This window comes from Microbispora sp. H10885 (assembly GCF_014161415.1).
In the GTDB taxonomy this organism is placed as follows: Bacteria; Actinomycetota; Actinomycetes; order Streptosporangiales; family Streptosporangiaceae; genus Microbispora; species Microbispora triticiradicis.
Window position 1 is genome coordinate 266,339 of the sequence record NZ_JABBWY010000003.1, and the last position, 21,028, is coordinate 287,366.

Genomic DNA, 21,028 nt, shown 5'->3' on the forward strand with positions numbered 1-21,028 from the left:
GGTCAGCGCCATGACGAGTGACCAGGGGGATCTGTTTCCCAAGCTGGGAAACAGGCAGCAGGCTCTCGACCTGACCGCGTCGGGATCCGCTGAGGTGGCCGAAGCCGCAGCGACCGAGCAGGAAGAGGCCGTCCCCCCGTTGGACGTGCCGCAGGTCTTCGCCGAGACATCATCGTACGAGGTGCGGGACGAGTTCCAGGAGCTCGTCTGTCGCGACCTGCTCGGGCCGTGGGACGGCGACCTGGAGGAGTTCCCGCCGCGGGCGATGGGGCCGCGCGAGCGCTACCTCGTCGGCATGTTAGGTCCCAAGCACTCGCCGATTTCCTCGCGCGACGAGGCCGACGAGGTGCCTGACACTGAGACCGGTGTCCAGGGTGATGCTGCCGAAGCCGAGCTGCCCGACGTTCTCACGTCGCAGAACCTCGGGCGCTTATGGGCTTCCTCGATGGGGTTGTCCTTCGCCGTCCCCGCCGACGTAGACGTGATCGCGGTCACCGCCTCGTGGGGGCGGTACAGCAAGACGGAGATCGAGCGCGACGACGGCAAGAAGGCCCGGACCTGGTCCCGTGAGCCGGTCACGTACGACAAGGAGGTCCGGCTCGACCGGGAGTCGACCTGCCGGATCCCGCTCACCGGCGCCACCGTCGACGACCCCGGCGTGCTGCTCGCGGTGGCCGTACGTCCTCGGCACGGACGCAGGGTGGTGGAGTTATCGCTGATCAACACCCAGCGGGAGCCAAACAGCAACAAGGATGCGGCCTGGCTGTTCCAGACAGAGCTGCGGGTCAGGGCGCTCGACGGCGACGCGGCGATCTTCCTGCCCATCGACGACCCGCTCGACGGCGGTGGGGAAGGATACGACGAGGAGGACGCTCACCTGCGGCTCCTCTACCGGAATGAGCGGCGGTATGCCTCCGGACGAAATGTCGCCGTGCACGCAAGCCTGCGTGACAACGAGCGGTGCGCGCACGAGCTGCGGACGACATGGCTACCCGTCTACAACGTGCCCGCGACCATCGCGCCGACCAGCGGGCTCGGGGACGTCGAGCTGTCGATGGACGCCCTGGCCTCGGCCGACATCGATCAGCTGCGCGCCGGGCTCGCACCACTCGCCGACGACTACTCGGCCTGGCTGGAGAAGCGCGCCGACGAGATCCCGACCTTGCCGGAAGCGCTGCGTCCGGTGGCCGTGAACGCGGTGTTCAAGGCGCGCCGGGCGGCCCAGCGCCTTCGTGCTGGGATCGATCTGCTGGCCTCGAATGAGGACGCGCTGAAGGCGTTCCGGTTCGCCAACGAGGCGATGGCGTCGCAGCGGCGGCACTCGGCGATCGCCAAGCTCCGGCAGGAGCGGGGCCTGACATTCGAGGCCGCGACCGCTCTCGTTGAGAATGAGGGAGCCAAGGCGGCCTCCTGGCGCCCGTTCCAGCTCGCCTTCGTGCTCCTCAACCTGCCCTCGCTGACCGACCCAGCGCACCCGGAGCGGGCGGCCGACCACACGGCCACCGCCGACCTGCTGTTCTTCCCGACCGGTGGCGGCAAGACCGAGGCGTACCTGGGGCTGACCGCCTATACATTTGCGATCAGACGGCTCCAGAAGGTGGTGGGTGCGGCAGAGCAGGCGCGCAGTGGGCTGGACGGCGTGGCCGTCCTCATGCGCTACACCCTGCGGTTGCTCACCGCCCAGCAGTTCCAGCGGGCTGCCGCGCTCGTGTGCGCCGCCGAGATGCTCCGCCGCCGCGACGAGCAGACCTGGGGCGGCACGCCGTTCCGGATAGGGCTGTGGGTCGGCGGAGCCGTCTCCCCAAACTGGTTCGAGGGCGCGACCAAGGAGGTGAGTGACGCTCGGGCGGCCCCCGAAGGCAAGCGCCCGAACGTTCTGCAAACTCTGTCGTGCCCGTGGTGCGGTCAGACGTTGCGGGGGCACGAGGACCTGCACATCGACGACGATCGCCGTCGTGTCTTGCTGTACTGCGCCAACGGTGAGGGGCAGAACGCCTGTCCGTTCTCTCGGAGGATGTCACCTGGAGAGGGGCTTCCGATCCTCACCGTGGACGAGGAGATCTACCGGCTCACCCCGAGCCTGGTCATCGCCACCGTCGACAAACTGGCCCAGCTTCCGTGGCGTGGCTTCGCCGGCCACCTGTTCGGTCGGGTCCGGGAATGGTGCCCACGGCACGGCTACCGGCACGAGGACCTGAATGACAAGACCAAATGCACGTCCAAGCACAACGCCAAGGGCATGCTCCCCGCGACCCAAGTCCAGCCGGTGACCCGGCTGCGTCCGCCGGACCTGATCATCCAGGACGAGCTGCACCTGATCTCCGGTGCGCTCGGCACAACCGTCGGCCTTTTCGAGGCAGCCGTGGACGAGCTGTGCACCTGGGGCGACGGATGCGGACCGAAGATCATTGCCTCCACCGCGACGACGAAGCGAGCCGACGCGCAGGTGCTCGGGGTCTTCGCCCGCGAGCTCGCCATCTTTCCACCGCAGGTCATCGATGTGACGGACACCTTCTTCTCCCGTCAGGTGCCGATTACACCCGAGACTCCCGGGCGACGCTATCTGGGCGTCTGCGCACATGGCGTTCGTCTCAAGTCCGCCGAGATCCGGCTCGCCGAGATCCTGCTCATCGCCGGCCAGACGGTCTTCGACAGGTACGGCAAGCCCGCCGATCCGTATATGACGCTCGTCGGCTACTTCAACGCCACCCGAGAGCTAGCCGGCATGCGCCGGTACGTCGATGACGACGTGACGACCCGTATCCGCACACACGGGAAGCGAAAGGGCCTGTCCAACCGGCTGGCGACCCGGCTGGAAATGCTCACCGTCCAGGAGCTCACCTCCCGGATCTCTTCCACTGACATCAGCGAGGTGCTCAGGAACCTCGAGGTCGGTTTCGATCCCGAGTTCGACACCTCGCGCCGGAAGTTCGACCTCAGTGCCGAACGGGCGTTCGCCTTCCGTGACAAACGTCCGGAGCATCCGCTGGTGGGTAGGCGGCTAGCGAGAAAGAGGCTTCCGGTCGATGTCGTGCTGGCCACCTCGATGCTGCAGGTCGGTGTCGACGTGTCCAGGTTCGGTCTGATGGTGGTGACCGGGCAGCCGAAGAACACGGCCGAGTACATCCAGGCTTCCTCCCGTATCGGCCGTGACGCTGAACGGCCCGGGTTGGTGGTCACGCTGTCCAACTGGTCTCGGCCGCGCGACCTCGCGCATTTCGAGGACTTCGAGCACTACCACGCCACCTTCTATCGCCAGGTGGAGGCGCTGTCGGTCACCCCGTACACCCGACGGGCACTGGACCGAGGCGTCACGGCGGCGTTCGTCGCCGCGCTGCGGAACGCGGAGGAGACTTACTCGCGCAATTCCGACGCCCACGACGTGCCGCTGGACGGCCCGATCGCCGGACGGATCAGGGAACGATTCCTGTCCCGCGCGGAGGCGGTCGCGGGTGAACGCGGCCGTGACTACCTGCGCGAACGCCTCGATGTTGTGACCGACAAGTGGCTCAAGGAACGGAGCGGGCAGAACAGGCTGGGTTACCAGGCGAGTTCCTCCACCAAGCAGCCACTCGCGGGGCTTTTGCGTGCCGCGGGAGACGGCCCATGGGACACGATGACCGTCGGCCAGTCCATGCGCGAGACCGAGAACGAGATCAACCTTCTGGTCCCCCGCTTGGAGGAGATGTTCGCTCCTGTGTACGGGGCACCCGACTGGGCCTTCGCCACGACCGGCGCCGAAGACGACGACGCTGACACTCCCGAAGGGGACGAGCTCGGTGAGAGCACGCTGAACGGAAAGGGGCAGTGATGGCCGGCAAGCCAGAAGGGCACCGGCGCAGGGTTGGCGCCGTCCGTCCCAGCCACCTGATGTTCACCGGCGGCGTCGGCGCGCTGGTGGACCTGCCGAACTTCTCCGTGCTGGTCAAAGGGCTGGACGACTGGCGCTACGACATGATTCCCGACTGGGAGCCACTGGCCGAGCCTAGGCTCCTGGCCGCCGTCCAGACCCTCCTCGGCAAGAACGTCGAGCAGTTGCGCCCCGCTCCGTGGATGCCGGACCAGGACCAGAGCGGCATGGCCGCGCGCGTGGGCGTCCCCACGGTCCCCTTTCCCGCATGGATGAGATGCACGGCCTGCAACATGCTGGCGCCCATTGAGTCGCAGGTCGTTTTCGGCTTTGAGAACCCGAAGGCGCATGCGCCGCACGAGGCCCGGTTCTTCCATAAAAACTGCCCACGCAAGAAGTCCGGTCCCCGCCCCCTGGCCGTGGCCGCCCGCTTCGTGCTCGCGTGTACGGCAGGCCATCTGGACGACTTCCCCTACGTGCGCTTCGTGCATCGAGGCGGCACCTGTGAGGTGGACTTCCCGCCCCTGAGCATGGACGACCGCGGCGGCAACATGGGTGCCAACGTGGAGATCAAATGTGAACGCTGCGGGCTGCGGCGCAACATCACCGAAGCCATGGGCCGGCGAGGCGAGCAGAACCTGCCGGGATGCCGGGGCCGCCATCCGCACCTGTCCACGTTCGAGTCGTGCACGCGGCCCGTGCGGGTGCTCGTCGTCGGAGCCTCCAACCAGTGGTTCGCACAGACGCTGTCCTCGCTGTGGGTGCCGGAGCTGGGAGGCAGTGTGCTGGACGCCAAGGTCGCCCAGCACTGGACATCTCTCTACGGCATTCCCGGCCCGAACATGCTGCCCTTTATGCGTGGTGCCGTACCCGCGCTCAGAGAGTTCGACAAGTGGGACGACCAGGCGGTGTGGGACGCGATCGAGCGGCACCGCGCCCGGCTCGACGGTGTGGAGGCAACGAAGGCCGAGGGCTACCCCGACCTGCGTACCGCCGAATGGGAGGTGCTGTCCGCGCCTGAATTGCCCGAGCCCGACGAAGACTTCGCCCTGCGCCGCGATCCTGAGGGAGTCCCCGAGCCGCTGCGCGGCGTCTACGCCGACGTCGTCCAGGCGGAGCGCCTCCGGGAAGTCCGCGCGCTGATCGGATTCACCCGCCTCGACGCGCCGGACCCCGAGGACCCGGAGTTGGTCACCCGGGCCCCCCTCGCCAGAGACAGGGCCACGTGGGTGCCGGCCAGCGAGGTCAGGGGCGAGGGCATCTTCCTCAAACTGCCCGAGGACCTGCTTGCGGACTGGGAGAAGCGGGTCGAGAACACACTCGCGTTGCGTGAACACAAGGAGGCGTACGGCCGCTTTCGGACGCACCGCTACAGTGACCGCATCCGTGGCGCCTTCGACGAGATGCAGCACTGGCCGGGAGCTCGGTTCTACGCCCTGCACACCCTGTCCCACCTGCTCATCCGCACCATCGCGCTGGAATGTGGGTACAGCTCCGCCAGCCTTTCCGAACGCATCTACGCGGGCAGCTACGACGACCGGCGTAGCGGCATCCTCATCTACACGGCAGTGCCCGACGCCGAGGGAACCCTGGGCGGCCTCGTCTCGCTGGCCGAGCCCGCCAACCTCGTACGGCTCACGCGTCGGGCACTGCGCGATGCGATGCGCTGCTCGTCCGATCCACTGTGCTCGGAACGTCTTCCGCAGGCACCCGCCGACTTCCTCCACGGCGCCGCCTGCCACGTGTGCCTGTTCGTCTCCGAAACGACATGCGAGCGGGGCAACCGATTCCTCGACCGCAGGTTCGTGGTGCCCATCGACGACCCCGACCTCGCCCTCTATCCCGAGCTGCCATGAGATCGTCGCAGCGCTTCGAGCGTGCAGTGGCGGAAGCCGCCGCCCTGCTCGGGCCTTCCCGGCTTCGTACCCTCGCGGACCGGATCGGGGACGGGTGGCCACGGAGTGCGATTCCTGGCACGGTGCCTGTGCCGGGTTTCGCCGAGGCGGCACAGGCGGTCCTCGACGCGCAGGAGATGGAGCATGTGCCTGACGCCGAGGCGGTCGCATATCTTCGAGGAGTGGCCGATGGGCATGCCCAGCATGCGGGTGCCAGCCGGGTCGAGTCCGTGTGGAGCGGGCCGAGCACGCATGCCGTGCCTGTCCGAGCGACCACTCAGGTTCTCGTAGATCTCGTCTCCGAGGCGGCACGCGAACTTCTGCTGATGACCTATTCGGCCAAGCCGTACACTCCGCTGCTGAAGGCGCTTCGCGCGGCCGTCGAGCGCGGCGTGTCAGTGACGGTAGTCGTCGAGACCCTCCAGGGGGCGGGGTCCGCCATGGGCGGTGCCGAGCCATCGGCAGCGTTTTCGTCAGTGTCCGGTCTCGACCTATGGCATTGGCCGATGAACAGGCGCATGGAGCAGGGTGCGAAGATGCACGCGAAGCTGGCCGTGGCGGACCGGCGGGTGCTGTTGGTGTCCAGCGCCAACCTGACCCAGTCAGGCGTGGCGAAGAACATCGAGGCCGGGCTGCTCGTTCACGGTGGAACGGCTCCGCAACGGGCGGCCGAGCACATCGCTGAGCTGCGCGCGAAAGGTCTGCTGGAGCGGCTGCGCTAGATCGTTGAACTCGGGGAATGGGAGATGCATGTGATGCACGACGACGCCAGAGTGGCGGCGGGCGACATCGCACGTCTGGCTGGGGTGGGCCGGGCGGCCGTCAGCAACTGGCGCCGCAGATTTCAGGACTTTCCCGATCCAGTTGGTGGCACCTCGTCAAACCCGCTCTTTTCGCTGACCGAGGTCGAAGCATGGCTGCGTGGACAAGGGAAGCTGGCAGAGCTGCCTGAAGACGAGCGAGTGTGGCAGCAGATCCGCAACTCGGCGGATGATCTTCACCTCGCCTCGCTGGTGAGTTCCGTGGTGGCGTTCCTCGTCCAATCTGAGGGGAACGACCCGCTGAAGCGGCGAGACCCAGCGGGCGTCGACGTACCGGTGGCATTGCTGAAAGCCGTGACGGGCCTGGCTGCTGAGCGGGGTCTGCGTGACACGGTGGAATTCTTGTTCCGGCGCTACATCGAGACGCATTCACGTCGAGTACAGATCGTTTCCCCAGATGTCGCCGCGTTGATGGTCAGGCTGCTCGGCCCCTGCGGCACAGTGCTCGATCCCCTCTGCGGTTTCGGAACCCTGCTGCTGGCCGCCCGGCCGCACGCGCATCGTTTGCTCGGCCAGGAACGGGATGCCGCCATGGCCCGCTTCGCCGAGGCTCGGCTGGCGGGGCAGCAAGCGGACGTCGACATCCGCGCCGGCGACGCGCTGGTCGCCGATGCGTTTCCGGATGCCGAAGTGGACGGCGCGTTGTGCATTCCGCCGTTCAACGAACGGGGCTGGGGATATGAGGAACTGACCAACGACCCGCGCTGGCAGTATGGATTGCCGCCGCGGGGTGAGTCCGAACTGGCGTGGGCGCAGCACTGCCTTGCCCGGGTGCGGCCGGGCGGCCAGGTGGTGTTACTGATGCCGCCGGCCGCCGCGAACCGCCGTTCAGGGCGTCGGATCCGGTCGCAGCTGTTGCGGACAGGGACTTTGCAGGCCGTGATCGGGCTGCCTGCGGGATCGGCCCCGCAGTCGTCGTTGCCGCCCCATCTATGGCTACTGCGGAGGCCCGAAGGCAAGGGCGCCGTTCCCTCGCATGTGCTGATGGGCGATGGTCCGGTCGAGGCGTTCGGGGATGGCGTGGAGTCGGTTGGCCGCGCCGTACCGATCCTGGAGCTACTGGACGACGAAGTAGACCTCACGCCGTCGCGCTACCTTCCGAAGGCAGCCGCCGTGCGGATGGGAGACATCGACAAGGCTCGAGATGATCTCGAGGAACGGGCTTCTGCGCTCGCCCGGCTGCTGCCGGCCGTAAGCCGGGAGACTCGGGACCTGACCATGACAACCCTCGGCGAGCTGGCGCGGGCGGGGACCGTCCAGCTGGAGCAGACTCCGATGCGGATGGAGACAGAGTCGGGGGAGGTGCCGCTGCTCATAGCAAAGGATTTGGTGCTCGGCCGCGGCCCGACGGGTCGCGGGCAGGTAGGGCGGGAAACCGTAACCGCCAACCCCGGCGACATCGTGATCCCGGCGATTACTCACGCTGTGATGGCGCGAGTCATGACCGAAGAAGTGGTTCTCGGACCGCACCTTTTCGTCATCCGCGTGGACCAGGAGACGCTCGACCCTCACTTCGTGGCCGGCTTCCTGCGCGTCTCCGCGGAGCGAGCCTCAACCACCTTGTCCGGGACATATAGGGTCGACGCGCGGCGGGCACAACTGCCCCGCCTGCCGATCGCCGAACAACGACGGTACGGTGAGGTCTTTCGCCAGCTAGAGGCTTTCGAAACCGCTGTACGCCAGACCTCCGAGCTGGGGGTCGTGCTCGCAACACAGGTCCTTCAAGGCCTTATCGACGGAGAACTCAAACCGGCCGATTAGCGGGCGATGGCCAGCATGAGCTGCGCTGCCGTCGGCCGATTCCGGGGGTCCTTGTCCAGACAGGCGGCCACGGGGCCTCGCAATGACGGTGGCAGGACGCGAAGGTCAGGTTGATGGTGAAGGACCGCCTGGAAGACCTGGAAAGTCGTCGCGCCGCTGAAGGCGAGACGGCCGGTCGCCCCGTAGAACATCGTCGAGGCCCAGCTGAAGATGTCGGCCTGGGGGCTGATGGGCAGGCCGGAGACATGCTCCGGCGACATGTACGCTGGTGTGCCCTTGACGCCGCCCGAGGTCATCGTCACCTGGTCCAGCGCCTTGGCGATCCCGAAGTCGATCACGCGGGGCCCGTCCGGCCCGAGCAGCACGTTGGCGGGCTTGAAATCACGATGGATGATTCCGGCGGAGTGGATGGCGTTGAGAGCTGCCGAAGTCGCGATGGCCAGCCGGATCAGGCTGTCGCCCGCAAGGGGACCGTCCTCGCGTACGAGCCTTTCAAGAGATCGTCCCGGAACGAATTCGCTCACGATGTAGGCGGTGTCGCCCTCGACGCCCACGTCGATGATTCGCGCCGTGGAGAACGGAGGCACCCGTTGAGCCGCGGTTACCTCGCGCTTGAAGTCGGCGCGTTCCTTCGTCCCACCCTGGAACCGCTCGTGCAGAACCTTGATCGCGACTTGCTGGCCGTCAGGCGCCATCCCAAGGTAGACCGCGCCTTGCCCGCCCTCACCCAACCTGTGAAGGAGCGTAAAGGGGCCAAGTTTGCGCAACTGATCGCTGTAGTTATGGACGGATGAGGCGGGAGTCCCCCAGGGATCCCAGGAAGAGGACCAGGTGCTTGCGGGCACCGCGACCGCTGGGGCTTCGTGTTCAGACGGTTTGGAAGCTGTGCCGGAAGGCGTAGGCGCGGGAGACGGACCGGTGTACGACCGCATCTGCGACGACCGCGTCGTCACGCGCGGCCGGAACACTTGAGCCCTGAGGACGAAAGCGTGCACAGTGCCGCCCCACCAGGGTCCGAGGTACCAAACCCACATCGCTACCTGGTTCTGCCAGTCGTCGTGAGCGAAGTCCCGAACCCCGGCCGTGGCCACGTAGGCGACGAACAGGACGAGGTAACCCCCGGCTGCGATGCCTTGTCTTCGGCTCTTCAGCCGAATCGCGGCGGATGCGATGACGACCGAGGTCAACAGGCCGAACGAGACAAGCGGGACAAATGCCCAGATAACGCTCAGAACGACAACAAAAGGAGACTTGCGCGCAGCCACCCGCCCATGGGCGCCGTCACGCTGAGCGTCAACCACATCCTCGAGAGGCATGATGCGATCCTAGGAATGCGGACGTATCAGAGAAACCAATCTACTGATTGCTGATCCTGTAATTTCTCGGGTAAAGAAGAGCTTCTTGTGGAGGGCGGCGGGGTTGAGCAGGCGGACCATCGACGAGCGTTACGAGCTGGATCCCTTATCGTGGCGCGGCGGTGGGATGGGCGAAGTCTGGTTCGGCTACGACAAGCGCCTGGACCGGCCGATCGCGATCAAGTTCATCCGAATCGATCGGCTCCCGGATGGCAAACCGGACAAGGAGCTCACACAGCGCTTCGTCCGCGAGTCGCGGATCACCGCGCGTCTTGAACACCCGGGTGTCCCCGCCGTCTACGACTGCGGCACGCACGGGGAAGAGCTCTACCTGGTCATGCAGCTGATCAACGGCTACTCTGTCACGACCCTTCTCGACGAGACTGAGATCCCAGTCGCGTGGGCCGCGGCGATCGCCGCCCAAGTGTGCTCGGTGCTGGCGGTGGCCCATGCCAGCTCCCTCGTCCACCGGGACCTGAAGCCGAGCAATCTCATGCTGAGCCCTGATGGCACGGTCAAGGTGCTGGACTTCGGAATCGCCGCCGCGCTCTCGCCAACGGCCACCAGGCTCACTCGTACCGGCGTCGCGGTAGGCACACCAGAGTACATGGCGCCCGAACAGGCGATGGCGGGTGTGACGAGCCCGCAGAGCGATCTCTACTCCCTCGGTGTGGTTCTGGATGAGATGCTCTCCGGGGAGAACCAGTTCTGCGGAGCCACACCCTTGGCGTCCATGCACAACCATATGGGCCGGCCTCCGCAGCCGTTGCGCCACCGGCGGCGCGATGTGCCCGAAGGATTGGAGCGGCTGGTCCTGTGGCTGTTGGAGAAGTCGCCGGATAACCGGCCCACGTCAGCTGTCGTGGTCTACGAGCGCCTGCTGGATTTCTGTCGCCACCTGCCCTCGTTCACCGGGTATGTGGACGCGGCCACGCCGCACCCGGTTCGCATGTACGCGGGCGTCGTGGGGCGGATCGGCGAACGTCTGAGGGCCGGGATAGGCGCAGGCGAGCCCGTGCGTTCCGCGCCCGCACCCTCTGTCGCCTCGCCTGAGCCTTTCAGGCCGAGTGACATGGCGGTGGCCCGCAAAGACGCCCAGGCGCTCAAGGCCGAATCCCGCTTCACTCAGGCTGCTGAGGTGCTTGCCGGAGTCGCGGGGCCTGCGGCACGTTCGCTTGGTGAGGCCAACTCCGACGTGATCTCATTGCGCATTGAGCTGGCGGACGTGCTCTTCCTGGCTGGGGATTATCGTCGGGCAGCTCCTGAGTTCGCCAGGCTCGCCGCGGACCTCACCGAGCGGGACGGGCCTGATAGCGATCTTGTCCTGCGCTTTCGGCTGATGGAAGCGAACTGCCATGCCGCCATCGGCGAAACCACCGCCGCGCTCGCGGAGCTCGGCAGGCTGCTGGAGGACGAGAAGCGGTTCGGTGTTGATGAGGACCGGGTGCTGGAGTTGCGGCGCCAGATCGCACTGCTCGAACTTGGCGCGGGGGATCGGATCCGAGCGAAGAAGACTCTGACGGACCTGTTGCCTGATCTCGAGCGGCGGTACGGCTCCGGCCATGCCAGCGTGATCAAGATCATTGAGATCTTGGACAGTCTGGATGGTGAGAGCTGAGATGCCGACACTGGGAATCGACAAGGAGTTCCTGCGCGACTTTGGGAGACTGGAACGGTCTGTGCAGGACCGCGTCACCGAAGTCTTCGCGAAGTTCGAGCAGGCGACGTACGCGGGGCTGCACCTGGAGAAGTTGAGTAACGCCCGTGACGACCGCTTCCGGACCATTCGTATCGACAGATTCTGGCGCGGCGTCGTGCTCGCGCCGGACACGGGTGACGTCTACACCCTGCTAAAAGTCTTGCCGCACGACGACGCTTACACCTGGGCGGAGCGCCACCGTGCATCAGTGAACGCCGCGACAGGCCGGATAGAGATCCGAGACAGCGCTGCCATCGAAGTTACGCTGCCCGAGCTCGTGGTCGCCTCGGATCGGACACCGCGACGGTTGTTCGGACACGTCAGCGACGGCGATCTGCTTCGGCTGGGAGTCGATGAGCAGACACTGACCTTCGCGCGTGCACTGACCGACGTCGTCCAACTGGAGGCATCCCGGGCGTTCCTGCCGCAGAACCAGTGGGACGCACTGTACGGCCTGGCCGCGGGCCTGACCCCAGAGGAGGTGTGGGCCGAGCTCGGTGCGCCTTCCGAAGGAGGGGCGTACGACACCGACGACATCGCGGCCGCGGTGGCTCGCACGCCGGAGCGCGTCGTGTTGGTCGAGGGACCGGGCGAACTCATGGAGGTGTTCCGCCACCCGTTCGCGCTGTGGAAGATCTATCTTCACCCGGCGCAGTATCAGGTGGCGCACGCGGCCTTCAGCGGCCCGGCGCGCGTGACGGGCGGGCCGGGAACCGGGAAGACGGTCGTCGCCCTGCACCGCGCGCACCACCTCGCCACGCAGGGTGCAGGCCCCGTGCTGGTGACCACGTTCACCTCGACGCTTTCCACCTCACTCGAGGCGGGGCTCCGGCTGTTGATCGACTCGGCGCAGGTGCGCGACCGCATTGACGTCCGGCACGTGGACCAGCTCTCTTATCAGATCTTCGCCGAACACCACGGCCGTGCCGCCATCCTCCGGGACAAGGAGGAGAGGGACATCTGGCGCCGGATCGTCAAGCGCTTGGATCTTCCCTTCACCGAGACGTTCCTCGCAGAGGAATGGCGGCACGTCATACTCGCCCAGCAGGTGACCAGTGCGGCCGAGTACCTGACGGCCAAGAGAGCCGGGCGGGGCCGTCGCCTCGGGACTAGGCAGAAGGCCCAGCTCTGGCAGGCGGTATGGGAGTTCCAGGAGGAGCTGAAACGGCGCAACGTCTGGACACACGAGATGATCTGTGTCGAAGCCACCAGGCTGTTGTGCGAGCGGCCGGTGAAGCCATATCGGCACGTCATCGTCGATGAGGCTCAGGACCTGCATCCGGTTCAGTGGCGGCTCTTACGCGCGGCGGTCGCCGAAGGACCCGATGACATGTTCATCGCGGGGGACAGCCACCAGCGGATCTACAACAGCCGGGTCTCGTTCCGCGAGATCGGCATCAACGTCACAGGACGCTCCGCCCGGTTGACGATCAACTACCGGACCACGGCCGAGATCCTTGGCTGGAGCCTCGGCATGCTCCGCGGCGAGCCGATCGACGACATGGACGGCGGGCTCGACACGGTGGCTGGATACCGATCACAGGTGCACGGACTGCCACCGGAGCTGCGTGGCTTCCGGGTGCTGAAGGACGAGCTGGACGCGCTGGTGCGTCAGGTCCGCAAGTGGATCGACGCCGGGATAGAGCCAGCCGAGATCGGCATCGCGGCCCGATCCAACATGCTGGCCGATTCGGCGATTGTCATGTTGACGGGCACGGGAGTTCCGGCCCGCTCACTGGCCAAGGCGTCGGATGCCGAGGACGTGGTGCGTGCCGGGACGATGCACCGGATGAAAGGGCTGGAATTCCGCTGCATAGCCGTCATCGGCGTGGGAGAGCATCAGGTGCCACCGTCGAGTGCGGTGACGCCGGCCGAAGAGGATGAGCTGACGCACGCCCAGGACCTTCAGCGGGAGCGATGCCTGCTTTTCGTCGCCTGCACCAGGGCGCGAGAGCAGCTGTACGTGTCGTGGCACGGTGCACCCAGCGAGTTCCTGACCGGATTCGTTACCTGACACCCGGTGAAATGCCAGGCGCAAGCCGTACAGTAATGCCCTGGATCACGAGATTCCCAACCTGGAGCGGATAATTGGCCACTCTCTCGGTGCTCCTTCACCAGATCGACAACGGGACGGTTCTCCTGCCGGAATTCCAGCGGGGGTACGTGTGGAATCGCGATCAGGTCCGCGGGCTCATGCGCTCGCTGTACAAGGGATATCCGGTCGGCGGCCTGTTGCTCTGGGAGACCACGCCCGAGATGGCCTCCGTACGCGGCGGCGCCACCGACGGAGGGGTACGGCTGCTGCTGCTGGACGGGCAGCAGCGGATCACGTCGCTGTACGGGATCATGCGCGGCCACGCTCCGGCCTTCTTCGAGGGCGATCCTTCCGTCTTTACGGGTCTGCGCTTCAATGTCGAGGACGAGACCTTCGAGTTCTACGGTCCGGCGAAGATGCGGGACGACCTCCGCTGGGTGGACGTGACGCGGCTGTTCGTCGAAGGGCTGGAGCCGTTCATTCACGCGTTCGGGCAGTATCCCGACAGGTTCTCGACCTACATCGCCCGGTTGAACCGGCTGAAGAACCTGGAGAACCGCGAGTTCCACGAAGAGAAGATCACTGGCCCGGACAAGAATGTCGACGTCGTCGTCGACATCTTCAACCGGGTCAACTCGGGCGGAACCGCTCTGTCCAAGGGTGACCTCGCGTTGGCCAAGATCTGCGCCCAGTGGTCACCCGCCCGTCAGACCATGCGCCATCACCTGAAGCAGTGGCAGGCCAAGGGCTTCGACTTCTCATTGGACTGGCTGCTGCGCAACGCTGCCGCGGTCGCCACCGGCCGTGCCGTTTTCGCCGCTCTTGATTCAGTTTCGGACACGGAGTTCGAGACGGCCCTGGCCAAGTCCGTCGGATATATCAACACGCTGCTGGGCGCGGTGTCGGGGCGGTTGGGACTCGACCACGACCAGGTCCTCATGGGGCGTTACGCGATCCCCGTCGTCTCCCGCCTGCTCCATCTCACCCCCAGCGGGAGTTTCATCGACGGCGCGCATCGCGATCGTGTGCTGTTCTGGTACGTGCATGCCGCACTATGGGGCCGCTTCGCCGGTTCGACGGAAACCGTGCTCGCTCAGGACTACGACGCCGTGGAGCGTTCCGGGATTGACGGACTCATCGCGTCGCTTGAGCGGTGGCGCGGTGGCAACCTGGAGGTCCGGCCACACGACTTTGAAGGCTCGACCCGGGGCTCGCGGTTCTACCCTCTGCTCTACATGCTCACCCGGGTGCACGGCGCCAGGGACTTCGGCAGCGGGCTGGAACTGCACGCCGAAATGTTGGGCAAGCTGACCTCCCTGCAGGTGCATCACATCTTCCCGAAGGCGCTGCTGTACAAGGCGGACTATGACCGCGTGCACGTCAACGCCGTCGCCAACTTCTGCTTCCTGACCCAGAATACGAACCTCGTGATCGGCAAGCGCTCTCCGGAGGAGTACTTCGCCGAGGCGGAGGAGAAGCACCCCGGCGTTCTCGCCTCGCAATGGATCCCGATGGACCGGGACCTGTGGCGGGTGGACCGGTATCTGGACTTCCTTGAGGCGCGACGTGAGCTGCTGGCGCAGGCGGCGCAGTCCTTCCTCGCCGGGCTGCGGGACGGGGTCGCGCCGATTGCCGCCGCGGAACTGCAGCCGATGGCCGTTGTGGCGGACGAGCAAGATGACGTGCGGTCCGCACAGATCAAGGCGATGGTCGAGGAACTGGTACGGCTGGGCTATGCCGAGCCGGCGCTGGACAGCGAGATCGCCGATCCTTTCACCGGACGGGGGCTGGCGATGGCCGAGGCGTTCTGGCCCGACGGCTTACAGCCAGGCCAGGGCAAGCCAGTCGTACTGGAGCTGGATCCCGAAGTGGCCGACCTGCCGAGGCTCGAAGAGCTGGGATATGAGGTCTTCACCTCGGTGGACGCCCTACTTGGCTATGCGACGCGCCGCAACGAGACGGCTGCGGGTGACGAGCAGGTTCCGCAGGGGCTCGCCGTACCGTTCGCGAACGGTACGGTGACCGCCGAGTTCGACGCGGCAATGCGGTCCATCTACGATAAGGCGCGCAGCGAGGCCAACTACCACGCTTCCTATTTCCTGAGCATGCTGGCAGAGCACGGCAGTCTGGCGACGGCGCGCAAGCTGCTGCGCTCGCCGGCAGTGTCGGACGGCTTCGCGGCATTGTGGGAACGGGGTCGGCTGGACCTCACGGTCGAGGCCTTGGTCGTGCAGCCGCAGTTCGCAGAGATGTTCACGCCCACTGAGATCGAGGTCGCCCGGCACCGCCTCGAACAGTTCGGCTGGAGCAGCGGAGCCGCGTGATCTTCAGCTTTACGGCCGCCTGGCGCTAGCGTTGTAGGCGTGAGAGAGAACGCGTCGTACCTGCTGATCCTGGGAGATCGTCAGGCCATCGCCTGGGTGCTGCATGAGCAGCGGATGGCCTTCCCGCCGACCTCACGCTCGGAGATCGCGCAGGTCCGGCCGGGCGATGAGCTGCTGATTTACACGACGCGCGGTGCCTACCGGAACCCCACACGGGATCGCGGCCGGATCATCGGCCATGCCGTGGTGACCTCGGACGTCCGACGGCTCGACAAGCCAGTCCATATTGGCGGGCGCGACTACCCGACCGGGTGTGAGCTGAATATCGATCGGCTGGCGCCGTGGGGGCGCGGCGTCGAGCTTCAGCCGCTCGTGGCGCGGCTCGACGCGTTCCCCAACCCGGCGGCCTGGAGCATCAAGCTGCGCCGGGCGCTGCTGCGGCTGCCGGAGAAGGACGCCGTGCTCATACTCGACTTGCTGGCGCCCCTGGCCGGGACTCCGGAGGCCAACCTGCCGGGTTACCTCGCCCACGACCGGCCTGCCGCCCAGGCTTCCCGGCGTACTTCACTTGCGACGTGACGCAGGTCCTTCTTCCATCCAATCGGGTCAACGTGCGGAACGGGACCGCGTGCGGGCGAGGGCGTCGAGGGCTGTTTCGTCGGCGTCAGGAAGGGTGTGGAGGTACTTCTCGGTTGTGGAGATGCTGCCATGGCCGAGGCGTTCCTTGACGACTTGGAGGTCGGCGCCGCCGGCCAGCAGCCAGGAGGCGTGGGCGTGGCGGAGGTCGTGCATCTTGACCTTGAACTCCAGGCCCGAGGCGGCCAGCGCGGGTCGCTAGACCTGGTCACGGAACCAGCGGCGGGGGATATGCCCGTCGGTGTCCCACCGGCGGGGCCGGCGCGGGTTGTCCTTGCCGGAGGACCGGCGCTCGGCGCGGTAAATGGCGTAGGCGTTCTTGCAGTGCGCGCAGCGGCACTTGCCCGCGGAGTACGCGCTGAGCGTGCCATGCCGATATCGCCGTCCGGCAGCGTTCGGCTCGGTCAGGCCCAGATGCTCTGCGGGCTCCAGCTTGGGCTGCGGTGCGGACTCCTCGGGCTGGTAGACGAAGAGCAGGTCGTCACGCTCCAGCTTGCTGTCTTCGATGTGCTGCTCGAGCTTCGCCGTGATCTGCGGGCTCAGCTTGAAGCGGCGAAATTCCCGGTCTTTCGGATACTCCTTGATCAGAAACCGCTTCCCCTCGGGATGATGCTTGGGGTTGATCTCGATGACCGTCCGGCTCACCGTGACGATCCGGCTGAGCACGTCGAGGTCCTTGACGCGGAGCTCGGTGAGCTCGCCCCAGCGCATGCGATGGCGGTCTCGGCCAGGAGCCGAGCCTCCTCGGTGGGCAGTGCGGGCGCACATTCTGAGGAGTTTGGGGGAGGTCGCGCGGCTACGGGGCGAGTATGAGCAGGCCGCCAGCGCCTACGCTCAGGCCCGCGCTCTGTATGAGGAGGTCGGGAGCCGGCTCGGCCAGGCCAACGCGTTGAAGAGCTTGGGGGACGTCGCGCGGATGCGGGGCGAGTATGAGCAGGCCGCCAGCGCCTACGCTCAGGCCCGCGCTCTGCATGAGGAGATCGGGAACCGGATCGGCCAGGCCAACGTCTTTCTCGCATTGGCTCGGTTGGCAGAAACTCAGGAGCGATGCGCCAACGCGTGCGAATCCTATGCTGCAGCGCAAAAGCTTTATCAAGCAATCGGTCTGGGACGCTGGGCGCAGCATTGCCAGCATGCGCGCAACCGACTTGCATGCAGTGAAGGACCGGGAGATTAGGTCAAGGGGTCGCGGGTTCAAATCCCGCCGTCCCGACACTGTTGTAGCAGGTCAGAGGGCTGATCATAGTGATCAGGCTCTTTTGATGTCTGACGGTCGTTTGACCGTGAAGCCGAACGTGCCGACCAGTGCCCGTCGATACCGGAGCTGACCAGAGGATCCACGGTCGACGAAGGTGCGCGTGGCCGCCGTGTTCAAATGGACTTTCTCTTGATTCCAGGAAGCTGTCCGTTTTGGCGGGATCCGACGCCACGAATCTACGTTGTAAAGGTCGCCGCGCGCCCACTGCACCCTGACCCCGAGGGCGCGGAATGATCGAGGTGCAGGCGTACGACGCCACTGACCTCGGTGGGCGGCCTGCAGCGGCGCTTGGAGTGGCCGGTGAACTGGATGAAGCCGTGGGTCAGGTCGGGGTGAGGGATGTAGATCAGGTCGTTCCCGGCGACGGCGAACTTGCGGGCATACGCATGGACGACGTCGCGCAGTGGGTCCCAGCCCTGCCGGAGTCGGCGTCGAATGGCAGCGCCGTCTCCGGATAGAGCGGAAGCCGGAGGGCCAGGCGCTCTTCGGCAATTCCTCAGAGGGCCCTGTCCAGCGCGTCTACTGTGCCGGGGAAAAGCGTGCGCGGGTGCCCGGTCCGGGCACCCGCGCACTGATCACTCGCCGCCCGCGATCACTGGTCGACGAAGAGGCCCTGGCCGAAGCCCGAGCCCGTGCTCTCGTTGTTGGGCTGGACGGTCACGTTGTCGCCGCGCTTCGGCACCCCGGCCACGGTGGGCTCGTCGTCGACCGTGTACTGGTCGCTGACGGCGCCGCGGTCGAGGAAGACCCCGAGGCCCTGGTTGTTGCCGAAGCCGAGGCTTCCCGCGCGGGTGCTCGGCACCTGGAACGGGCCGGCGAACTCCAGGACGAACGCGCCGTGGTAGCTGTCGCCTCCGGTGTCGTCGAGGAAGATGCCGGTCGCACCGGCCACGTTGCCCGTGCCCTGGGTGAAGCGGGGAACGCGGTCGCACAGGCCCTCGCCCTCGTCGTCGCGCACGCCGCCCGCGCCCTCGGTCTGGTTGGGGGCGTTCGGGTCGATCGGGGCGGGCATGTAGAAGCCGTAACTGTCGTCGCCCGCCTCGTCGCGAAGCACGCCTACGCCTCCGACCAGGGCGAAGCCCTCACTGTTGCGTACGGCACTATAGGCGTCGTCGCCCGCGCCGTCGGACAGGATGCCGACACCGAAGATGTGGCCGGCACCCAGCGCACCGGTCTTGCCGGTGTAGGTGTCGTCGCCCTCCACGTCGCGCAGGATGCCCACGCCGAGGAAGCCGGCCCCACCCGTCATCATCCGGCGGACCACAGGGTCGTTGGTGCACCCGGTGTCGTGGTCGGGGCTCTGCTTGACGCCGTAGACGTCGTTGCCCTGCAGGTCGAGGACGACCGCCGCGGTGGGAACGCAGTCGAGGGCCGTGAGACCGGGAATGGCGCGCTGGCAGCCCTTGGCAGGCCCGGTGCCGCGCAATCCGGGTACGGCGGAGCCGGCCGGCGAGAAGTTCACGTCGACGAGGTTGCCGCCGGCGTTGTTGGCGTAGGTGTCGTTGCCGCCGACGTCGAGCGTGAGCAGGTAGTCGTTGTCGTAGCGGTTGTCGCGGCAGGCGCCGTCGACCCGGAGCACGGGCCAGATGTCGAGGTCCACCTGGCCGAGCGCCTGACAGCCGGGAGCGGCGGCGTTCGACTCCTCCGCCGCGGCCAGCTCCAGCTCGTTGGTCGACTGCCAGGCCGACTCGCCGCAGAGCCGGATCCCGGTGTAGGCCGCCGGATTGAGGGAGCCGCCGGTCGTGAGCACCGCGGGCAGCAGGCCCGGCGGGATCGCCGCGAAGGCGGGCTTGGTCAGCCGGTGGCAGGCCAGCAGGTCGGTCAGCACGTTGGCCAGCCGTCCCGCAACCTCCGGCGACAGGTCCGCGTCGAGGATCTGGGTGGGGTTCTGCGCGAGTCCCAGCTCGGCGGACAGGGCCGAGGTGGCCTGGAGCAGAGCCTGCTTAGGCTGTGCGGGGAGCGCCCGGGTCCGCGTGGTCGTCCGCTCGTACAGCTTCTCGTAAGGCCGGATCTTTGCACCGATCTGCATGTTCGCGGCCGTCACGGCCGCGTTGACGGTGCCGGTGGCCGAGGCGGGGGAGGGGCCGGCGAGCACGATGACGGCCGCCCCGGCGCAGCCGAGGATTCGGAGTCCGCGTCTCACAAGACGCATGAACGTCACCACCTTGTTAGGTAGGGGGGGTGGAGGCGCCGTTCTTCATAACCACGTCATTGAGCGCCAAACAGGCTCATAGAATCTGTTTATTTCAGTTCGATATCGTCTCCGCCGAAATGTGATTAAATGCGACTCCTGTCCATCGGTAAGTCATCGGGTCGGAATGGTCGTTCCTCCAGACCCGTTCTGACCTGGGGTGCTCCTCGCCGCCAAGATGGCCGGCGCATGCCGGGCCGGGTGCGGCCCCTGCCAGGACGCACTCTTCCCCGAACCGCTGGCCGACCGCGCGAGCCGGCGCCGGAACAGGTCGCGAACCGGCGGCAACGGCCGACCTCGTGGAGGTGACCAAAGCGGATCTGGACGCTTCGCGGCAGGTCCCCTCCTGCCTAGGAGGCGCGGCTACCACCATCGCTTCCTGTGACCCGGCTCGTCGGCCCTCGCCCCAGAGGGGGCAGGGCGGCGAGGATCGCTGACTTGGTGGAGTGCGCCGGCGGGCCCTGGAGGGCAGGGAGTTGCAAGGGCTCACCTCAGCCGGCACCTGGCGTCGGTCAAGTTGCTCGGCATCGACTTGAATATCTGACTGTTGTAACAATCGGCGCTGGCTGTTGTATTGGGCGTGTTCTGGGGGGAGCCGATCCAGCGGGCGAGAGGACGGTGTCAATGCCTGTCGGCCCCTGCCCTGCAGGATGTCGCGCGTCACAACCGTCCATTCCAGGACAGCGCTCAATGGCGGACGGTCCGGGCCATAGGTGACGCGCTGCAAAACATGAGCCGCGCCATTCAGACGACCATGCAGAGAAGCCAGGGTAACCTTCAGGACTTCCTGCAAGACGCCCGCGTTCAAGGTTTCTTCCGGACTGTCGGTCTTCAGGCGTCTCGCGTCATTGCTCAGGAGGCCGCCTCGCTTCATGCCAAGCTCACCGCGTCAGCGGGCAACGCCAGTGCCCGGCATGCGCTCGCGGAGCCCGCCCGGTCCGCGCAGGCAACGGCCAACCAGGCCACCGCACAGTTCGGCGAACTGTCATCCGTCCAGCCGCGGCGTCGGCAACGGCCTGTCTGGCGAGGTCGGCCTCGAACACGTAGCGGGCCCGGTGCCGTCGGGGCGTTCCTGTAGGCCCCACATCGCGTCCTGAGCGGCTCGTTCTGCCGCCACCTCGCTGAGCGCTCGGTTCGTCTTCCTCGGCCCCTGAAGCCAGAATTTCGGCCCGCAGACCCGTCCACGGAAACGGGGTGAGGTGG

The 21,028-nt window shown here is 66.7% G+C and carries 14 protein-coding genes; 10 read left to right on the top strand and 4 right to left on the bottom strand.

The window, feature by feature from the left end:
* Positions 1-10: 10 nt before the first annotated feature.
* The 4 genes from drmA to HHX37_RS09815 are packed head-to-tail and all read left to right on the top strand — an operon-like array spanning position 11 to position 8,327.
* Positions 11-3,811, top strand: coding sequence for a DISARM system helicase DrmA (gene drmA / locus HHX37_RS09800; RefSeq protein ID WP_182885192.1), 3,801 nt, complete (start codon positions 11-13; stop codon positions 3,809-3,811).
* Positions 3,811-5,706, top strand: coding sequence for a DUF1998 domain-containing protein (drmB, locus tag HHX37_RS09805; RefSeq protein ID WP_182882079.1), 1,896 nt, complete (start codon positions 3,811-3,813; stop codon positions 5,704-5,706). Before drmA ends, drmB begins: the two co-directional genes overlap by 1 nt.
* Positions 5,703-6,467, top strand: coding sequence for a DISARM system phospholipase D-like protein DrmC (gene drmC, locus HHX37_RS09810; protein ID WP_182885193.1), 765 nt, complete (start codon positions 5,703-5,705; stop codon positions 6,465-6,467). The genes drmB and drmC overlap by 4 nt, the downstream gene beginning before the upstream one ends.
* Before the next feature lie 33 nt (positions 6,468-6,500).
* Positions 6,501-8,327 (top strand): N-6 DNA methylase, encoded by a 1,827-nt coding sequence (locus tag HHX37_RS09815; protein ID WP_182885358.1) that lies wholly within the window; start codon positions 6,501-6,503, stop codon positions 8,325-8,327.
* On the opposite strand, the gene HHX37_RS09820 is transcribed toward HHX37_RS09815, so the two are convergent.
* A complete protein-coding gene (locus HHX37_RS09820; protein ID WP_182885194.1) occupies positions 8,324-9,643 on the bottom strand; it encodes a serine/threonine-protein kinase in 1,320 nt (439 codons plus the stop codon). The genes HHX37_RS09815 and HHX37_RS09820 overlap by 4 nt on opposite strands.
* A gap of 103 nt (positions 9,644-9,746) precedes the next feature.
* Here HHX37_RS09820 and HHX37_RS09825 point away from each other — a divergent pair, with 103 nt between their 5' ends.
* The 4 genes from HHX37_RS09825 to HHX37_RS09840 all read left to right on the top strand — a co-directional run bounded on the left by HHX37_RS09825 (position 9,747) and on the right by HHX37_RS09840 (position 16,319).
* Entirely contained in the window at positions 9,747-11,300 is a 1,554-nt protein-coding gene (locus HHX37_RS09825) for a serine/threonine-protein kinase (RefSeq protein WP_259406336.1), read from the top strand.
* Between the two features lies 1 nt (position 11,301).
* Positions 11,302-13,395, top strand: coding sequence for a UvrD-helicase domain-containing protein (locus HHX37_RS09830; protein ID WP_182885195.1), 2,094 nt, complete (start codon positions 11,302-11,304; stop codon positions 13,393-13,395).
* A 74-nt stretch (positions 13,396-13,469) separates the two neighbouring features.
* On the top strand, positions 13,470-15,740 hold the full coding sequence (locus tag HHX37_RS09835) for a GmrSD restriction endonuclease domain-containing protein (protein ID WP_182885196.1): 2,271 nt from the start codon (positions 13,470-13,472) through the stop codon (positions 15,738-15,740).
* Between the two features lie 39 nt (positions 15,741-15,779).
* A complete protein-coding gene (locus HHX37_RS09840) occupies positions 15,780-16,319 on the top strand; it encodes a hypothetical protein (protein ID WP_182885197.1) in 540 nt (179 codons plus the stop codon).
* A 27-nt stretch (positions 16,320-16,346) separates the two neighbouring features.
* Here the strand turns inward: HHX37_RS09840 and HHX37_RS35565 are convergent, their stop codons facing one another.
* Positions 16,347-16,532: a tyrosine-type recombinase/integrase gene (locus tag HHX37_RS35565; RefSeq protein ID WP_220499427.1), complete on the bottom strand. Its 186-nt coding sequence runs from the start codon at positions 16,530-16,532 to the stop codon at positions 16,347-16,349.
* 42 nt (positions 16,533-16,574) lie between these two features.
* Positions 16,575-17,087 carry a hypothetical protein gene (locus HHX37_RS35570; RefSeq protein WP_220502736.1) on the bottom strand — a complete coding sequence of 171 codons (513 nt, stop codon included), beginning with the start codon at positions 17,085-17,087 and terminating at the stop codon, positions 16,575-16,577.
* A 67-nt stretch (positions 17,088-17,154) separates the two neighbouring features.
* Between HHX37_RS35570 and HHX37_RS09850 the strand changes: the two genes are divergently transcribed.
* Together HHX37_RS09850 and HHX37_RS09855 are read left to right on the top strand one after the other, a co-directional pair.
* Positions 17,155-17,553: a tetratricopeptide repeat protein gene (locus HHX37_RS09850; RefSeq protein WP_182885198.1), complete on the top strand. Its 399-nt coding sequence runs from the start codon at positions 17,155-17,157 to the stop codon at positions 17,551-17,553.
* Positions 17,554-17,864: 311 nt separating this feature from the next.
* On the top strand, positions 17,865-18,092 hold the full coding sequence (locus HHX37_RS09855; protein WP_182885199.1) for a hypothetical protein: 228 nt from the start codon (positions 17,865-17,867) through the stop codon (positions 18,090-18,092).
* A gap of 134 nt (positions 18,093-18,226) precedes the next feature.
* Here the strand turns inward: HHX37_RS09855 and HHX37_RS09860 are convergent, their stop codons facing one another.
* On the bottom strand, positions 18,227-19,786 hold the full coding sequence (locus tag HHX37_RS09860; RefSeq protein WP_182885200.1) for a hypothetical protein: 1,560 nt from the start codon (positions 19,784-19,786) through the stop codon (positions 18,227-18,229).
* Between the last annotated feature and the right edge of the window lie 1,242 nt (positions 19,787-21,028).